Genomic DNA, 15,825 nt, shown 5'->3' on the forward strand with positions numbered 1-15,825 from the left:
TACAGCCCGGAGCTCAATCGCATCGAGAAACTGTGGCACAAGATGAAATATGAGTGGCTGGCCTTCAAGGCGCGTGACATCCAAACCCTTGAAGAAGACGTCGATACGGTCCTTCAAGGATTCGGATCAAATTATAGATTTACTTTCTGTTGAGAGCTTACGATGTTGCGATCGGCATCTGTCGAATTTCGAATGAGCAATTGAACCAGTTCAGGATTGAGGCCGACTGGAGATTCGGTGAGAGTCTGGACAAGGTCAACCCGAACAAGATTTATGCGGCTTACTTCGAGAAAGGAAAGATGAATGGCGACTTTTTGCAGGATTGGGTGCTTAAAGACCCTGAAGCGACGCTGCCTAAATCAATAGACGACAAGCGTCAGGGTGGTGCGTTGCTCGGTATCGGGGGGGGCGTATGAGATCGTTGTTCGCTTCCCGGTCACGACGCCTTGCACTGGCATTGGTTGGAGTACTACTTGTGATGGGTGTCGTTGCTATCGAAGCGATTGGTCACGGCGCACAGACACGAAGCATGGGAGAGGAAATGACACGATGGATTGGATTGCCGGCCCTGGCTGGGATCGCTGTTTTTGCATTTGCCACGGCTTGGTCATCTTCGACTGCGGAGGCTGCACAGCCCGTTTCCGTGCCGACACCTTCTGCGCCAGTCCAGGAGAAGCCGTTTCTCGCACAGGTGGTCGGTCTGGAATGGCTCAATCCTCTCCAACGCCGTGACTATCCAACGGAATGGCAATTGTTGTGGACGTTGGGGCTCGTCAAGCCGAACAAGAATGACGATATGGTCAGAAAGGACCCCAAGGCGTTCGGTGCTGTTCGCCCTGTCGCTGGAGTTGCCTATGGCAACAACGGGGCGGAAAGTTTCGACGGGTTCTATGAAAAATATATCTCTAAGTTCCTGGGCTTATTCGCCGAGAAATATGTGATGAATGGTCACTATTTCTATACGGTCCAGCCACACGACCCGCATCAATGGCGAGAGCTGGCGGGTATTCGTGTCGAGTTTGCGATACCTCAGCGACTTGGGTCGAAGGAGGCGAAAGACTATTTGGCCTATCAGATCAAGGATTATTTTGAAATTGGCAATAAGTCCGCAAAGGATCTATGGAGCAAGGATCTGCCTGCGGACATTCAGATCCACGTCGGCGGTGCAAATGCCGGATTCACGTCGCTGAACGCTGCACTCGACTATCTGCAAGCGCATCCGCAGGAAAGCGTGTGGGTGATGAACTGGGACGCGCCGAGCTTTCCACCCAGAGATGCGCAGACGAACGAGAACCTCACCGTGCTGTTCCTCGCCGGCCCCGATCTGAAGACCGAACGCGAGCCACTCGCATGGATCGGCAAGGCAGCGACGAGCAAGGTAAGTGACTACGAAGCGAAGGCCGGCACGACGCGCGCGGTCCAGGCATGGAAAGCGACGATCACGCAGGCGGCTCAAAACGCAAACGTCGACCCCGCAAGCATCCAGTTCGTCGTGCACGACGCAGGCAAGGGCAGCGACGCGGCGTCGACGCGTCTTGCCTCGCTGTCACAGACACTCACGGAAACCCTGCCGGAATTCGACTACACGAAGCAGGTCTTCAACACGCCGGCGCTGCTTGGCGACATGGGCGCGGGCACGGCGCTGACGGACATCGCGCTCGCGATCGGTCGGATCAATCACTTCGGCGGCAATGCGCTGGTTGCCGGTACAACGGATGCCGGTCACCCGACAGCCGTCGTCGTGCTGCCGCCTTCGAAGCTCACTCCGATCAACCCGGACGGAGACTGGTTCCGCGCACGCGGCGAGAACAATGCGTATCTCATTTGGTGGGGGCGTCGACACGACACGAACTACGGCATCCAGGGTTACTCGTACTGAGGAGCATTCATGCGCGGCATTATTCGGGTGGGGGACGTGCATAGCCATGGTGGCCGCGTAGAGACCGGTGCCTCCAACAGTGAAGTCATGGGGCGCGCGGTCGCCCGTCAGGGCGATCGCTGCACGTGCCCGCTGCATGGTGAGGTGGTGATCATCGATGGCGAGGCCGGTTTCGATGTGGAGGGCGCGCCCGCGTCGTTCGATGGTCATAAAACCTCGTGCGGCGCGGTGCTCATTTCGTCAGTCGCCACCTCCGGCCTCTCCTGAGCCGGGTGTGATGACGCATTTTTGATTCCTTGTCTGTAGTCGAATTGGCTAGTGTTTTGCGTGAAGCGATATTCAATGCAAACGGTGTCCAGGGTTGGGCCAGATACCGGCACAAACAAATGACACGATGGGTAGGACTGCAAGCCTTGGCGGGAATAGTTGCTCTGCATTCGCTACGGCATGGTCATCGTCGAACTCGGAGGCTGCACAGCCCACTTCCGCACCGACAGCGTCGACGCCAGTCCAGGAGAAACCACTTCTCCTCACTGCCGCAGACGCTCGCGGAAACCCTGCCGGAATTCGACTACACGAAGCAGGTCTTCACGCCGGCGCTGCTTGGCGACATGGGCGCGGGCACTGCACTGACGGACATCGCGCTCGCGATCGGTCGGATCAACCATTTCGGCGGTAACGCACTGGTTGCCGGTACAACGGACACCGGCCACCCGACTGCCGTCGTCGTGCTGCCGCCGTCGAAGCTCACGCCGATCAATGCGAACGCCGACTGGTTCCGCGCACGTGGTGAAAACAATGCGTATCTGCCGTGGTGGGGGCGTCGACACGACACGAACTACGGCATCCAGGGTTACTCATACTGAGCGTGATCGCGAGACCGCCGGGAATGCCGGCCGCCGTAGAGCGACGACAGACGGAGATCAGGTCATCAACTCGTGGATAAGCCTGGCCGTCGGCACCGCCAACGCGGCAAACGCCACCGTGATGACCGCCAGAATCACTGTTCTCTTCCGCAGCAGCGCGAAGATGACGAACGACAGCGCGTAGAACGCGCAGGTCAGCAGGATGATCCACCAGAGCGCCGCGTAGCCGGCGCCGCCTTCGAAGTTCGGCACGTTCCGCGTCATCAGCGTCGCGCCGTAACCAGCGGCGGTCATGCTCGCGGGCAGGCCCAGCACCGAATACAGGATGTAGACGATGAGCTGTCGCGGTGTCGGATCGGAAGACGTCATGACGGGCGGTTCTTTTTCGGGTGGACGGGCCGTCGAACCGGTCGCCACGCGGGCAGGTTCAGGCAGCCAGCAGGATGCGGGCGTTTCCGGTGTTTGGCAACCACCCGCCGCTGCCCGCCGCCACCTTCACCCCCGCCCGAAACTCGGCCGCTTCGGATCGTACGTCCACCCCGGCACGAGATAGCGCATCGCGACCGCGTCGTCGCGCGCCGTGCCGCCGACTTGCCGATAGAGCGCATGCGCGGCCTCGACCTGCGCCATGTCGAGTTCGATCCCGAGCCCCGGCCGCTCCGGCACGGCCACCTGGCCGCCGACGATCTTCAGCGGCTCGCGCGTAAGCCGCGCGTCGCCTTCCTGCCAGATCCAGTGCGTGTCGATTGCGGTGATCGTGCCGGGCGCGGCCGCCGCCGCATGCGTGAACATCGCGAGCGACACGTCGAAGTGGTTGTTCGAATGCGAGCCCCACGTGAGCCCCCAGTCGCGGCACAGCTGCGCGAGCCGCACCGAGCCCTGCATCGTCCAGAAATGCGGGTCGGCGAGCGGGATGTCGACCGCCTGCAGCCGTACCGCATGATCCATCTGCCGCCAGTCGGTCGCGATCATGTTGGTCGCGGTCGGGATTCCCGTCGCGCGGCGGAATTCGGCCATCACCTCGCGGCCCGAATAGCCGCCTTCCGGCCCGCACGGATCTTCCGCATACGCGAGCAGGTGGCCTTGTCCGCGGCACAGCGCGACGGCCTCGTCGAGCGACCACGCGCCGTTCGGGTCGAGCGTCGCGCGCGCGTCGGGAAAGCGCGCCTTGATCGCGGCGATCGCTTCCATCTCGTCGGCGCCGGCCATCACGCCGCCCTTCAGCTTGAAATCGGCGAAGCCGTAGCGATCGACCGCGGCCTCGGCCTGCCGCGCGATCGCGGCCGGCGTGAGCGCCGCTTCGTTGCGCAACCGGAACCACGCGTCCGTCGCCTGCGCCTCGTCGCGATACGGCAGGTCGGTGCGGCCGCGATCGCCGATATAGAACAGGTACGCGAGCATCGGCACCGCGTCGCGCTGCTGGCCTTCGCCGAGCAGCGCCGCGACCGGCACGTCGAGATGCTGGCCGAGCAGGTCGAGCAGCGCGGCCTCGATCGCGGTGATCACGTTGTCGAGCCGCAGGTTGATCTCGTGCGGCTGGCGCAGCACCGCGGCTTCGCCGGCCGACGTCACCTCGTGCCGGATCGTGCGGCCCGCACCCGGGCCCGCGCCGGACAGCGCCGCGCGCACCGCGTTGAGCGTCGCCTGGTAGCGTCCGATCGACTGGCCGACCACGAGATCCGTCATGCGCTCGAGCGCGTGGCGGATGCCTTCGCCGCCCGGCACTTCGCCGACGCCCGTGTGTCCGCTGCTGTCGTCGAGGATCACGAGGTTGCGCGTGAAGTACGGCGCGTGCGCGCCGCACAGGTTGAGCAGCATGCTGTCGCGGCCGGCGACGGGAATCACCTGCATGCGCGTGACGTGCGGAGTGCCGGCACGGCGGGATTCGGACATCGGTTCGCTCCTGGTTCCGGTGGGGCACGGGCCGCCGGCTGCGCCGGCGCGGCCCGTGCATGTTCATTGAAGCTCGACGCGGCGGATCTCGCCGACGACGAACAGGTAGCAGATCACGGCGACGAGCGCGTGCGCGACGACATAGACCAGCGCGCCGTTGAACGAGCCGCTGCGGTCGACGATGTAGCCGATCGCGATCGGCGTCGTGATGCTGGAGAGGTTGCCGCACGTGTTGAGCAGCGCGCCGCTCAAGCCCGCGATCTGGCGCGGCGCGGTGTCGGCGTTGACGGCCCAGCCGAGCGCGCCGAGCCCCTTGCCGAAGAACGACAGCGCCATGAACAGCACGACGAGCACGTGCGAATCGGTGTAGTTGCAGACGATCATCGACATCGACAGCAGCATGCCGAACACGATCGGCACCTTGCGCGCGACCGACAGCGAGCGGCCCTGCTTGAGCAGCCCGTCGGACACGACGCCGCCGAGAATCCCGCCGAGGAACCCGCACACGGCCGGGATCGACGCGACGAGCCCCGCGTTGAGGATCGACATCCCGCGCGCCTGCACGAGATAGACGGGAAACCACGTGATGAAGAAATAGGTGAGCGCGTTGATGCAGTACTGCGCGACGTACACGCCGATCAGCATCCGGCTCTTCAGCAGCGCCTTCACGTGGCGCATCGACGGGCCGCCGTCGCGCCCGCCGGTCGCCTGGTCGATGTTGACGAGCGCGCCGCCTTCGGCGAGGTAGTCGAGTTCCGCGCGGTTGATGGTCGGGTGGTCCTTCGGGTCGTACATCGTGCGGTTCCACACCAGCACGAACGCGAAGCCGAGCACGCCCATCACCGCGAACACCGACTGCCAGCCGAACGCGTGCACGAGCCAGCCCATCAGCGGCGCGAACACGACGGTCGCCGCGTACTGCGCGGCGTTGAAGATCGCCGACGCGGTGCCGCGCTCGGGCGCAGGGAACCACGCGGACACGATCCGGCTGTTGGCCGGGAACGACGGCGCCTCGGCCGCGCCGACCAGGAAGCGCAGCCCGAACAGAAGCGCGAACGCGGCCGCGCCGCCGAAGAAGCCGATCCCGCCTTGCAGCAGCGTGAACAGCGACCAGAAGAAGATGCTGAATGCGTAGACGATGCGCGACCCGTAGCGGTCGAGCAGCCAGCCGCCCGGCAATTGCGCGATCACGTACGACCAGCCGAACGCGGAAAAGATGAAGCCCATCTGCACGTGGCTCAGGTGCAGCGCGCGGGCGAGGCTCGGGCCGGCGATCGCGATCGCCGCGCGATCCGCGTAGTTGATCGTCGTGACCGCGAACAGGACGGCCAGCACCAGCCAGCGCACGCGCGTGCGCCGGGCCGTTGCCGACGCGGACGCCGGCAGCGCTTGAAGCGGATTCATGACTGTCTCCTCCGAAGGGCGGAAGGTGCCGTCGTGCGGCGGGCGCGTCGATGCGCGCCATTCGTATGGGTGCTGCCGGCCGGAGGCCGGACGCCGCTACCGCAGGGCAGGGCGTCCGGGCCATTCTGTCATGGCGAAATTTGGGCCTTCATGCCAATTGCTGACTTGATCGATTCACGATTTGAATCGATCGGTCAGACGATCGCTCAGGCACGGGCGTCGTCCGCGGCGGTGCCGTGATGGCGCGCCACGTGCTGCGCGAGAAACTCGACGGCGGCGCGCACGCCGGGCAACTGGCCGCGCCGGTGCGGCATCAGCAGCGTCGTCGTGACGGTGCCGGCGCGCCAGCCGGGCAACACGCGCACGAGGGCACCGGACGCGAGCGCCGCGCCGGCGATCCAGTCGGGCAGGCAGGCGATACCGAGGCCGGCGTTCGCCGCCTGCAGCAGCAGCGTCGATTCGTCGGCCTGCAGGCGCAGGCGCGGCGTCACGTCGACGGTGTCCTCGCCGCGTTGCAGCCGCCACGGCTGCGGGGCCGGTTGCAGCCCGTCATGCTGCGCGAGATCGGCGGGCGTGTCCGGTGTGCCGGCACGCGCAAGATAGGCCGGTGACGCCACGGCGACGATCGGCGATGCCGCGAGCGGCCGTTGCACGAGCGCGGAATCGGGCAGCGGCGCGAAATGGCTGCGCACGGCGATGTCGAAGCCTTCCTGCGCGATGTCGACGAGGCGGTCGCTCGCGTGAATCTGCAGCAGCAGCTTCGGGTGCGCGATCGCCAGCGTGGGCAGGCACGGCGCGAGGATGTGCTGCGCAACCGGCACCGAGCTCGTGATCCGCACGACGCCGGCCGGCTCGGCGGCTTGCCGCAGCACCGCGTCGCGCGCGCTTTCGGCCTCGATCACGGCCGCGCGGGCATGTTCGAAGAACTCGGCGCCGACCGGCGTGAGCCGGAAGCTGCGCGACGTGCGATGCACGAGCCGCGCGCCGAGCGTGCGCTCGAGCTCGGCCACGCGTTTGCTGACCGTCGATTTCGGCAGGTCCAGCCGGCGCGCAGCGGCCGACATGCTGCCGGCGTCGACCGCCTGCACGAACAGGTAGAGATCGTTCAGGTTCACTTCCAGCGTCCACATGGGGAAACGACGGGTTTCGATTTTAGCGGCTACTGCGCCATCGTTCGCCGTGGGAGCATGGCTGCTCGTTCAACTTCTGCGGAATCTCCCGATGTCCCCCATTCTTCTCTACGGCATTCCCGCCGGCTGCTCGTTCGGCTCGATCGTTGCGCTCGAATGGACCGGCCGCCCGTACCGGCTGTCGCGCATCACGATGCCGGGCATCGTGACGAGCGACGCGTTCCTCGCGCTGAACCCCGTCGCCGAGACGCCGGCGTTCGTGACCGCGAACGGCGACGTGCTGACCGAAAGCCTCGCGATCCTCGGCCATATCGGCGCGCAGGCGCTCGACAGCGGCCTTGCGTTCCGCCAGGGCAGCGCGGATTTCGACCGGCTGAACCGGATGCTGGCATGGTTGAACACGACGTTCTTCAACGCGTTCGGTGCGCTCTGGTACGTGTACGAACACGACACCGAAGGCGCCGAGAAAGCGGCGTTGCAGGCGTACGGCCGCGGCAAGGTGCTGAAGGCGCACCGGCAGCTCGAGGCGATGCTCGAGCGCGGTGAAGGCCCGTGGCTGCTGGGCGCACGGCGCACGCTGGCCGACGCGTACTTCACCGGGATCGCCCGTTGGGCCGACTATCACGCGGTGTTCGAGCCCGAAGCGTTTCCGCGTGTTGCCGCGCTGCGTGCGCGGCTCGCGGACGATGCAGGCGTGCAGTTCGCGCATGCGATCGAGGAAAACCTGCCGCTGCCGGGATCGTCGGCGTTCGAAGGGCATGTATCGGTCGACGAAGCACTGGCAAGCGCACGCGACATCGTGATTCCGGCCCGCGCGATCTGACCGGCGTCGCGATCACCCGAAGGAATGGAATGCGCTGGCGCCATATTTTTACCCGGATGATATTGACATCCAATTTATACCCGGATAAAAATAGCGTCATTCCGATTCCAGCCTGCGGGCGATCACGATGACCACCACCACCACACTGCTCCCTTCCTATACGGCGTTCGACGGCCACCGGCGGCTCGCGTCGGGCCCGCTCGCGACGGTCGCGCTCGCGGTCCGGCAGGCCGCCGGCGATGCGATGCCCGGCACGATCCTGATCTTCGACGATGCGACGGGCCGCTCGATCGACCTCGACCTGCGCGGCACGGCGGACGAAATCCGCGCGCGCTACGCACCGCCGTCGGGCGATACGGCCAGCGCCGCCGGCGAGCCGGCCGGCGCCGGCGCGGGCGAACAGCGCGGCCGCGGCCGGCCGAAGCTCGGCGTCGTGTCGCGCGAGGTCACGCTGCTGCCGCGTCACTGGGAATGGCTGGCCACGCAGCCCGGCGGCGCGTCGGTCGCGTTGCGCAAGCTCGTCGAGGACGCACGACGCACACACGCGGAAGCCGACCGGCGACGCGATGCGCAGGCGCGCACCTACCACTTCATGTCGGCGATGGCGGGCGACCTGCCCGGTTTCGAGGAGGCCGCGCGTGCGCTGTATGCGAACGACCTGACACGCGTCGCCGAGCTGATCGCCGGCTGGCCGGACGACGTGCGCGACCATGCGCTCGCACTGGCGCGCGGCGAACTGCCGCCGTCCACCGAAGACTGCTGACAGGAGCATCGGACGCCATGACCGCATTCGATCTGAACCGCGGCGCGCTCGCGCCGGTTGCCGACGAGGTCGATCTCGTCGACCTGCGCGTGAGCGGCGCGATCCCGCACGAACTCGCCGGCACGTTGCTGCGCAACGGGCCGAATCCGCCGGGCGGCCGCTTCGACGGGAGCGACATGCTGTCGTGGTGGCCGGAAGCCGCGATGCTGCACGCGATCACGTTCGAAGGCGGCCGCGCGACCGGCTACCGGAACCGCTGGGCGCGCACGCAGCGCTGGGCCGCCGTGCATGCCCCTGAAGCAGCATCGCAACTGCCCGACAGCAACCCGAACGTGAACGTGCTGCAGCATGCCGGCGAGTTGCTCGCGCTGTCGGAGGGCGGCGCGCCGTTCGCGATCACGACCGCGCTCGAGTCGCTCGGCGTGCCGGCGCGGCACGCGGGCCTCGGCGGCGGGATGACCGCGCATCCGAAGGTCGATCCGGTGACGGGCGAGCTGATCGCGTTCCGCGCGGACTGGCGCGCACCGTGGCTGCGCTACGGGGTGGCCGACGCGCAGGGCGTGCAGCGCGTCGATCTCGAGATCGACCTGCACGCGCCGTCGATGATGCACGACCTCGCGATCACCGAAACCCGCAGCCTGCTGCTCGACCTGAACGTCGGCTACGACTTCTCGCTGCTGAAGCTGGGCCACCGGATGCCGCTGCGCTGGCACGACGACCGGCCTGCGCGCATCGGCGTGATCCCGCGCCACGGCGGCGCGGTGCGCTGGTTCGGCGTCGAGCCGTGCTTCATCCTGCACGTCGTGAACGCATACGACTGCGATGCGTCGTGCATCGTGCTCGATGCGGTGCGCTATCCGTCGTTCCTGCGGCTCGACGCGGGCACGGGCCGCTTCGCCGACAACCCGGTCGGCGAGCTGTGGCGCTACGTGATCGATACGGCGAACGGGCTGATCGACGAAGGGCCGCTCGCCGATGGCGGCATCGAGCTGCCGCGCATCAACGAAAGCCGGACGGGGCGCCGCTACCGCTATCTGTATGCGGTCGAGCAACCGAACAACGCGGAAATGCGCGGCGTGATGCGCTTCGACCACGCGCGCGGCACGACGACGCATTACGCGGTGCCGCCCGGCGACCAGAACGGCGAGCCCGTGTTCGTGCCGCGCCCGGGCGGCACCGACGAGGACGACGGCTGGCTGCTCGTGATGGTCTACCGCGCGGCGACGGAGACGAGCGACGTCGTGATCCTAGATGCGCGCGCGATCGACGCGGGGCCGGTTGCCACCGTGCACCTGCCGCGCCGCGTGCCGGCCGGGTTCCACGGCGCGTGGGTGCCCCGCGAACGTTGAACGTGAGCGGCGGCGCGCGTCACTGCGCGCGCAGCGCGTCGACGATCTTCAGCCGCGCGGCGCGCATCGCCGGCAGGAATCCGCCGACGAGCCCCATCACCAGCGAGAACAGCAGCGTCTTCACGACGATCGCGGGCGTCAGCACGAAGCGGAACGACAGGTCGGCGAAGGTTTGAAAGTTGGTCGTCGAGAACGACGCGAACTGCATCAGCGACGCGCACGCGAGCCCCGCGACGCCGCCGACGAAGCCGAGCAGCAGCGCTTCCAGCAGGAACGCGGCAAGCACGTTCCTGCGCTTGAAGCCGAGCGCGCGCAGCGTGCCGATCTCGGCGACGCGGTTCGCGACCGACGCATACATCGTGATCATCGCGCCGATCATCGCGGCGATCGAGAAGATCGTCGACAGCGTGATGCCGAGGATGTTGATGAACGTCGACAGCGCCTTCGACTGGTCGCCGTAGAAGGTCTGTTCGCGTTTCGCCTCGTCGGTGAGGCGCGGGTCGACGTCGATGTCGGCCTTGAAACGCGCGAAGCCGTCGGCGCTCGGGATGCGCAGCACCATCGACGAATAGCTGGTGCGCCGGAACGACTGCATCAGCTGGTCGACGTCGCCCCAGATCTCCGAATCGAAGCCGCTGCCGCCCGCGTCGAAGATGCCGACGATGGTCCAGTCGCGCTGCGCGAAATGCAGGCTGTCGCCGAGCTGCGTGCCGCTGAAGCCTTTCGCGATCGCGCTGCCGACGATGATTTCCGACGAGCCGGGCGTGAACAGGCGGCCGGCGGTGAGCGTCACATGCGGGCGCAGCGCGAGGCCGGCCGGCGACACGCCGCGGATCACCACGTTCGACGGCTTGCCGGACGACGTCTTCACCAGCGAGATCAGCACGACCGCCTCCTTCGATACGAGCGGCCGGCCGTCGGGGCCGAGCGCGACCGCCGGGTGCATCTCGAGCGCATTGGCCTGCTGGTGGTCGATCGAGCTCTGGATCTCGGTTTCGGCGCCCTTGCGGATCACCACCGCGTTGTCGGGTTCGCCGGTCGACACGAGCGTCTTCGTGAGCCCCGCGTCGAGCATCTGCACGGTCGCGAACACGAAGATCACGAGCGCCATCCCGCCGGCGGTCAGCGCGGTGGTGAGCCGCCGGGTCCACAGGTTGCGCGCGATGTAGTTGAGCGGGATCGCCATGTGCAAACCTAGCCGATGGCCCTGAGGCCTTCGACGACGCGCACGCGCGCCGCCTGCCACGCCGGCACGATCGCCGCCGCGAAGCCGACTGCGACCGAGCACGCGGCCTGCAGCACGACCGTCTCGGTCGACACCTTGAATACCGGGAAGATGCCGCCGGCCGCCTGCTTGAACAGGCTCGCGGCGGGCGGCGTCGCGAGGATTCCGAGCCCGCCGCCGGCCACTGCGATCACGACCGATTCGCCGAACACGATCAGCGCGAGGAAGCCGGGGCCGAAGCCGAGCGCCTTCAGCGTCGCGTATTCGGCCGTGCGTTCGCGCGCGCTCATCGCCATCGCGTTGGCCATCACGGCCATGATGATCAGGATCACCACGTACGACACGAGGCGGATCGCCGCGATGATCTGGTTCGACATCGCGACGAAGCCGAGCTGGAACGCCTGCTCGGTTTCGGTCAGCGTCTCGGCGAGCGAGTTCTTGAACACCGCGTCGACGTTGCGCGCGATCGACGCGCCGTCGTCGGGGTTCGCGACGCCGAGCACGAATACGCCGACCTGGTCGGCCTGCTTCGGCGTGCGCTTGCGCACCGTCTCGTTCAGGTAATCCCAGTGGAACACCAGTTGGCGCGTGATCGTCGAATCGTCGCGGCCGTCGAGGATGCCGCGCACGACGAAGTCCCACGTGCCCGGATAGATCGTGCCCTTCAGCGGGATCACGTCGCCGATCTTGAAGCCGAATTGCGTCGCGAGCTGGCGGCCGACGAGACAGCCGCGGCGGTCGCGATCGTAGTCGGCGCGCTGCTGTGCGGGCAGGATGAATTCCGGGTACAGGTCGAGGTAGTTCTCCGACACCGCGAAGCTCGCGAAGAAGTTCTTCGGGTCGCGATAGATGCCGCCGAACCAGTTCGAGCGGACCACGGCCGTCACGCCTTCGACGCCGCGGATCCGGTTCTCGTAGCTCACGGGCAGCGGAAACACGAGCGAGATCGCGTTGCGCGTGACGAGCCGCCCGCTGGACGCGGCCGCCGCGCCCGCGTACCACGCGTCGACCACCGTGTGCAGCAGTCCGAACGCGAGCACCGCGATGGTCAGCCCGAGCACGGTCAAGAGCGTGCGCAGCCGGTGCCGCAACGCGTTGCGCGCGATCAGCTTCAGCACATACATGGCGCGCGCTCCCGCCGCCGGTCAGCCGGCGTGCCCATCGATCAGCTCCCCTTTTTCCAGATGCACGAGCGAGCGCGCGGCGCCGGCCGCGTGCGCGTCGTGGGTCACCATGATGATCGTCTTGCCGAGCTCGGCGTTCATCCGCTGCAGCATCGCGAGCACGTCGGTGGCCGACGTGCGATCGAGGTCGCCGGTCGGCTCGTCGGCGACGATCAGTACCGGATCGGTGATCAGCGCGCGCGCGATCGCGACGCGCTGCTGCTGGCCGCCCGACAGCTCGGACGGGTAATGGCTCGTCCGGTCGCCGAGGTTCACCATGTCGAGCACGAGCTCGACGCGCTCGCGCCGCTCGCGGCGCGACAGGTGCGTGAGCATCAGCGGCAGCTCGACGTTCTCGAACGCGGTGAGCACCGGCATCAGGTTGTAGAACTGGAAGATGAAGCCGACGTTCGCCGCGCGCCATTCGGCCAGTTGCGCCTCCGCGAGCAGCGAGATGTCGAGCCCGCCCACGCGCAGCTCGCCGCTGTCGGGCCGGTCGATGCCGGCCACCAGGTTCAGCAGCGTGCTCTTGCCGGAGCCGGACGGCCCCATCAGCGCGACGAAGTCGCCTTCGCGGATATCGAGCGTGATGTCGGTCAGCACGGGCACGATCTGGTTGCCGCGCCGGTACGACTTCGCGACGTGGCTGATCTCGACGAGGGGCGGCGGGGTGTCGTTCACGCGTGCGCTACTTCTTCGCGACGGTCACTTTCGCGCCGTCCTTCAGCTTCGCGCCCGGCGCGAGCACGACCGTGTCGCCGGGTGTCACGCCGCGCACCGCGACGAGCTCGCCGATCCGCATGCCCTTCGTCACGGCGACCGCATGCACGGCGTCGTCCTTCACGACGAACACGACCGGCCGGCCGTCGCGTTCGACCACGGCGCTCGCCTGCACGGCCGTCACCGGCTGCCGGTCCTGCGCGGTCGCGGGTTTCGACAGGAACGCGATCTTCGCGCTCATGTCGGGCAGCACGCGCTCGTCGCGGTCGACGAAGCGCACCTTCACGAGCACGGTGGCCTTCGAGCGGTCGACGGTCGGCACGATGCGCGACACGCGGCCGGCGAAGCGCATGTCGGGCAGCGCGTCGAGCTGGATCTCGCACGGCTGCTCGGCGCGGATCTTCGCGATGTTCGATTCGGCGACGTCGGCCTCGACCTCGAGCGTCTCCATGTCGGCGATCGTCACGACCGCGCCCTTGCTGTCCGACGCGGACGAGAACGGCGTGATGTTGTCGCCGACGTTCGCGTGCTTCGCGAGCACGATGCCGTCGAACGGCGCGCGGATCACCGTCTGGTCGACCGCGACCTGCGCGGCCTGCGCGTTGGCCTCGGCGGACGCGATCGCGGCCTGGTCGCTGTTGAGCGTCGCGCGCGCCTTGTTCACGCGCGCCGTGTCGGTGTCGAGCTGCGCGGCCGGCACGGCGCCTTTGGGCGCGAGCGCGGACGTGCGGCGCAACGCGATTTCCGCATCCTTCAGTTCCGCCTGCGCGACGCCGAGGTTCGCGCGGGACACCTGCACCTGCGCGCGCGCCTGCGCGAGCGAGGCTCGCACGTCGTTGCTTTCGAGCCGCGCGATGATCTCGTCCTGCTTCACGCGCGTGCCTTCGAGCACGCCGAGCCATTCGACGCGCCCCTGGCCCTTCGACGCGACCGCGGCCTTGCGCTGCGGCACGACGTAGCCGGTTGCATTGAGTTGCGTGTCGTTCTGGTACGGGTAGGCGGACGTGACGGCGGTCGTTTCGACCGCCGGCCGGCCGGTGAGCGCGAGGCCGGCGGCGATCGCGCCGATGACGAGCGCGGCGGCCACCGCATAGCGGAGCCACCGGCGGCGACGGGGCGCCGGTGCGAGCGGACGCCGGTCGATCTTCAGTTTGTCCAGATTGTGATCGGGCAATTTGAGCGCCTCGAGACGGCGGCGGTCTGGCGACCGGCCGCGATCCGGTTTCCGGGGAAAGGGACGGATGGACGCCAGTATAAGCGTCGCCCCGACGGCGCGCGAGCGGGTTGGGGCGGCCGTCGCGGCGGCGGCAGGCAAGGGCATACGCGTGCTCCCCCGGAGAAACCCGAGGGGCGCAAGCAACGTGTCAACTTTCCGCGAACACGGTGCGTTATGGAACCAGTGCGTCAGGTTTTGTCGCGGTGGAACGGTGAAAGCCGGCTTCGCGGCCTGGGGCTCCGATGCGAATGCCTCGCATCTTTACTTACCGGTACGTTTGATTTTTTCTCCGCTAAAGGAAGAACAATGAAGAAGACGCTCGCTTCGATCATCGCCGCAGCATTCGCACTCGCATCGGTTTCGGCATTCGCACAGGCGTCCGCGCCGGCAGCCGACGCGTCGGCTGCCGCTCCGGCACCGGCCAAGAAGGATCACAGCAAGCCGAAGCACCAGCTGAAGCGCCACGGTTCGGCCAAGGGCAAGGCGAAGGCCGACGCCGCATCGGCCGCCGGCACGAACGACGCAGGCGCGCAGAACTAAGAAGCGCGTTGCGCCGCGGCCGGCATTGCCGGCCGCCCGTCGCGAGACCCCGCATGTTCACGCATGCGGGGTTTTGTTTTTTCAGGCCTCGTGTTCGCCGGATGGCCGCGGCGGCGGCGGCGTGCGCATCGCGTCGACCACCGTGCGCATGCGCCGCCAGTGCGATCCTTCCCAGAACACGCGCCGGCACACGTCGCACGCGGCGAAGCGCCGGTGCCGCAGCCGGACGCCGGCCGGCACGCGCGGCGCGGCGGCCGCCGCGTCGAGCGGATGCAGCGGCGCATTGCAGCGCAGGCACAGCCGGAACGGCCGCATGTGCGGCGCGAGATCGAGCCGCTCGAACAGCTCGCGCAACTGGTCGACCGGCTGCAGCGCATGCAGGTAGCAGCCGCGCTCGACCGCGCGCCGCTTGAGCAGCTCGCGGTCGCGGGTCAGCACGATCCGGCCGTCTCGCGCGGCGAGCGCCGCGAGCTCGTCGTCGCGGTAGTGGTTGTCGTAGCAGGTGTCGAAGCCCGCGAGGCGCAGCAGCTGCGCGAGGCCGCCGAGATGCGCGTCGGCGACGAAGCACCATTGCGCCGGTGGCGACGCAGTGGCCCCGTTCGCAGCCGGCTGCGCGCGTTCCGGAAAGGCTTCGACCCGGTCGCCGTCGTCGAGCGGCCGGTCGAGCGAGGCCGGCGCATCGTTCACGCACAGCCGGCCGATTTCGGTATGCGGGACGCCGAGCGCCTCGATCGCGTGCTTCACCGTCGCGTCGCGCGCACACGCATGCGCGAACGCGCGGTCGCGCTGTGCGCGCGGGAGAAAGGCGTTCAGTTCGTCGTGGAAGCGGAAGGTCGCGGTCGCCATGCGGGCAG

At 67.5% G+C, this 15,825-nt stretch carries 16 protein-coding genes and 1 pseudogene; 8 read left to right on the forward strand and 9 right to left on the reverse strand.

The window, feature by feature from the left end; translation table 11 throughout:
* Positions 1 to 200: 200 nt before the first annotated feature.
* The 4 genes and pseudogenes from CFB82_RS01510 to CFB82_RS01525 form a co-directional block, all read left to right on the forward strand.
* The gene (locus CFB82_RS01510) at positions 201 to 416 is read left to right on the forward strand and encodes a hypothetical protein (RefSeq protein ID WP_089483273.1); all 216 of its coding nucleotides are present in this window, start codon (positions 201 to 203) and stop codon (positions 414 to 416) included.
* Positions 413 to 1,879 carry a virulence factor gene (locus CFB82_RS01515; RefSeq protein WP_089483274.1) on the forward strand — a complete coding sequence of 489 codons (1,467 nt, stop codon included), beginning with the start codon at positions 413 to 415 and terminating at the stop codon, positions 1,877 to 1,879. Before CFB82_RS01510 ends, CFB82_RS01515 begins: the two co-directional genes overlap by 4 nt.
* 9 nt (positions 1,880 to 1,888) lie before the next feature.
* The gene (locus tag CFB82_RS01520) at positions 1,889 to 2,146 is read left to right on the forward strand and encodes a PAAR domain-containing protein (RefSeq protein ID WP_080741671.1); all 258 of its coding nucleotides are present in this window, start codon (positions 1,889 to 1,891) and stop codon (positions 2,144 to 2,146) included.
* A 260-nt stretch (positions 2,147 to 2,406) separates the two neighbouring features.
* Positions 2,407 to 2,745: pseudogene (locus tag CFB82_RS01525) on the forward strand (virulence factor); the annotation flags it as partial.
* Positions 2,746 to 2,802: 57 nt separating this feature from the next.
* Here CFB82_RS01525 and CFB82_RS01530 read toward each other — a convergent pair.
* The 4 genes from CFB82_RS01530 to CFB82_RS01545 all read right to left on the reverse strand — a co-directional run bounded on the left by CFB82_RS01530 (position 2,803) and on the right by CFB82_RS01545 (position 7,172).
* The gene (locus CFB82_RS01530) at positions 2,803 to 3,162 is read right to left on the reverse strand and encodes a hypothetical protein (protein WP_256990268.1); all 360 of its coding nucleotides are present in this window, start codon (positions 3,160 to 3,162) and stop codon (positions 2,803 to 2,805) included.
* Between the two features lie 78 nt (positions 3,163 to 3,240).
* Positions 3,241 to 4,638: an enolase C-terminal domain-like protein gene (locus CFB82_RS01535; RefSeq protein ID WP_089483276.1), complete on the reverse strand. Its 1,398-nt coding sequence runs from the start codon at positions 4,636 to 4,638 to the stop codon at positions 3,241 to 3,243.
* Positions 4,639 to 4,701: 63 nt separating this feature from the next.
* Complete coding sequence (locus CFB82_RS01540) at positions 4,702 to 6,042, reverse strand: MFS transporter (protein WP_089483277.1); 1,341 nt, start codon at positions 6,040 to 6,042, stop codon at positions 4,702 to 4,704.
* Positions 6,043 to 6,248: 206 nt separating this feature from the next.
* The gene (locus CFB82_RS01545) at positions 6,249 to 7,172 is read right to left on the reverse strand and encodes a LysR substrate-binding domain-containing protein (RefSeq protein WP_089483278.1); all 924 of its coding nucleotides are present in this window, start codon (positions 7,170 to 7,172) and stop codon (positions 6,249 to 6,251) included.
* 91 nt (positions 7,173 to 7,263) lie between these two features.
* Here CFB82_RS01545 and CFB82_RS01550 point away from each other — a divergent pair, with 91 nt between their 5' ends.
* The 3 genes from CFB82_RS01550 (at position 7,264) to CFB82_RS01560 (ending at position 10,107) form a co-directional block, all read left to right on the forward strand.
* Positions 7,264 to 7,995: a glutathione S-transferase family protein gene (locus CFB82_RS01550; RefSeq protein ID WP_089483279.1), complete on the forward strand. Its 732-nt coding sequence runs from the start codon at positions 7,264 to 7,266 to the stop codon at positions 7,993 to 7,995.
* A 127-nt stretch (positions 7,996 to 8,122) separates the two neighbouring features.
* Entirely contained in the window at positions 8,123 to 8,758 is a 636-nt protein-coding gene (locus tag CFB82_RS01555) for a DUF2239 family protein (protein ID WP_089483280.1), read from the forward strand.
* 17 nt (positions 8,759 to 8,775) lie between these two features.
* Positions 8,776 to 10,107 (forward strand): carotenoid oxygenase family protein, encoded by a 1,332-nt coding sequence (locus CFB82_RS01560; protein ID WP_089483281.1) that lies wholly within the window; start codon positions 8,776 to 8,778, stop codon positions 10,105 to 10,107.
* A 19-nt stretch (positions 10,108 to 10,126) separates the two neighbouring features.
* Here the strand turns inward: CFB82_RS01560 and CFB82_RS01565 are convergent, their stop codons facing one another.
* Genes CFB82_RS01565 through CFB82_RS01580 form a run of 4 tightly spaced genes read right to left on the reverse strand, consistent with a single transcriptional unit; the run spans position 10,127 to position 14,389 of the window.
* Complete coding sequence (locus CFB82_RS01565; protein WP_089483282.1) at positions 10,127 to 11,293, reverse strand: ABC transporter permease; 1,167 nt, start codon at positions 11,291 to 11,293, stop codon at positions 10,127 to 10,129.
* Between the two features lie 8 nt (positions 11,294 to 11,301).
* Positions 11,302 to 12,456 (reverse strand): ABC transporter permease, encoded by a 1,155-nt coding sequence (locus CFB82_RS01570; protein WP_089483283.1) that lies wholly within the window; start codon positions 12,454 to 12,456, stop codon positions 11,302 to 11,304.
* 21 nt (positions 12,457 to 12,477) lie between these two features.
* The gene (locus tag CFB82_RS01575; RefSeq protein ID WP_089483284.1) at positions 12,478 to 13,176 is read right to left on the reverse strand and encodes an ABC transporter ATP-binding protein; all 699 of its coding nucleotides are present in this window, start codon (positions 13,174 to 13,176) and stop codon (positions 12,478 to 12,480) included.
* Between the two features lie 7 nt (positions 13,177 to 13,183).
* Positions 13,184 to 14,389, reverse strand: a complete 1,206-nt coding sequence (locus CFB82_RS01580) for an efflux RND transporter periplasmic adaptor subunit (protein WP_089483285.1) — start codon at positions 14,387 to 14,389, stop codon at positions 13,184 to 13,186.
* Between the two features lie 348 nt (positions 14,390 to 14,737).
* Between CFB82_RS01580 and CFB82_RS01585 the strand changes: the two genes are divergently transcribed.
* Positions 14,738 to 14,971 (forward strand): hypothetical protein, encoded by a 234-nt coding sequence (locus CFB82_RS01585; RefSeq protein WP_069246900.1) that lies wholly within the window; start codon positions 14,738 to 14,740, stop codon positions 14,969 to 14,971.
* Positions 14,972 to 15,052: 81 nt separating this feature from the next.
* Here CFB82_RS01585 and CFB82_RS01590 read toward each other — a convergent pair whose 3' ends face one another.
* Complete coding sequence (locus CFB82_RS01590; protein WP_089483286.1) at positions 15,053 to 15,817, reverse strand: Mut7-C RNAse domain-containing protein; 765 nt, start codon at positions 15,815 to 15,817, stop codon at positions 15,053 to 15,055.
* Positions 15,818 to 15,825: the final 8 nt, after the last annotated feature.

Source organism: Burkholderia sp. HI2714, from assembly GCF_002223085.1.
GTDB lineage: Bacteria > Pseudomonadota > Gammaproteobacteria > Burkholderiales > Burkholderiaceae > Burkholderia > Burkholderia lata_D.

Coding starts and splice junctions, on each gene's coding strand:
- CFB82_RS01590 (WP_089483286.1), bottom strand. CDS start 15,817: ATGGCGACCGCGACCTTCCGCTTCCACGACGAACTGAACGCCTTTCTC.
- CFB82_RS01515 (WP_089483274.1), top strand. CDS start 413: ATGAGATCGTTGTTCGCTTCCCGGTCACGACGCCTTGCACTGGCATTG.
- CFB82_RS01545 (WP_089483278.1), bottom strand. CDS start 7,172: ATGTGGACGCTGGAAGTGAACCTGAACGATCTCTACCTGTTCGTGCAG.
- CFB82_RS01540 (WP_089483277.1), bottom strand. CDS start 6,042: ATGAATCCGCTTCAAGCGCTGCCGGCGTCCGCGTCGGCAACGGCCCGG.
- CFB82_RS01565 (WP_089483282.1), bottom strand. CDS start 11,293: ATGGCGATCCCGCTCAACTACATCGCGCGCAACCTGTGGACCCGGCGG.
- CFB82_RS01560 (WP_089483281.1), top strand. CDS start 8,776: ATGACCGCATTCGATCTGAACCGCGGCGCGCTCGCGCCGGTTGCCGAC.
- CFB82_RS01555 (WP_089483280.1), top strand. CDS start 8,123: ATGACCACCACCACCACACTGCTCCCTTCCTATACGGCGTTCGACGGC.
- CFB82_RS01550 (WP_089483279.1), top strand. CDS start 7,264: ATGTCCCCCATTCTTCTCTACGGCATTCCCGCCGGCTGCTCGTTCGGC.
- CFB82_RS01520 (WP_080741671.1), top strand. CDS start 1,889: ATGCGCGGCATTATTCGGGTGGGGGACGTGCATAGCCATGGTGGCCGC.
- CFB82_RS01585 (WP_069246900.1), top strand. CDS start 14,738: ATGAAGAAGACGCTCGCTTCGATCATCGCCGCAGCATTCGCACTCGCA.
- CFB82_RS01535 (WP_089483276.1), bottom strand. CDS start 4,638: ATGTCCGAATCCCGCCGTGCCGGCACTCCGCACGTCACGCGCATGCAG.
- CFB82_RS01570 (WP_089483283.1), bottom strand. CDS start 12,456: ATGTATGTGCTGAAGCTGATCGCGCGCAACGCGTTGCGGCACCGGCTG.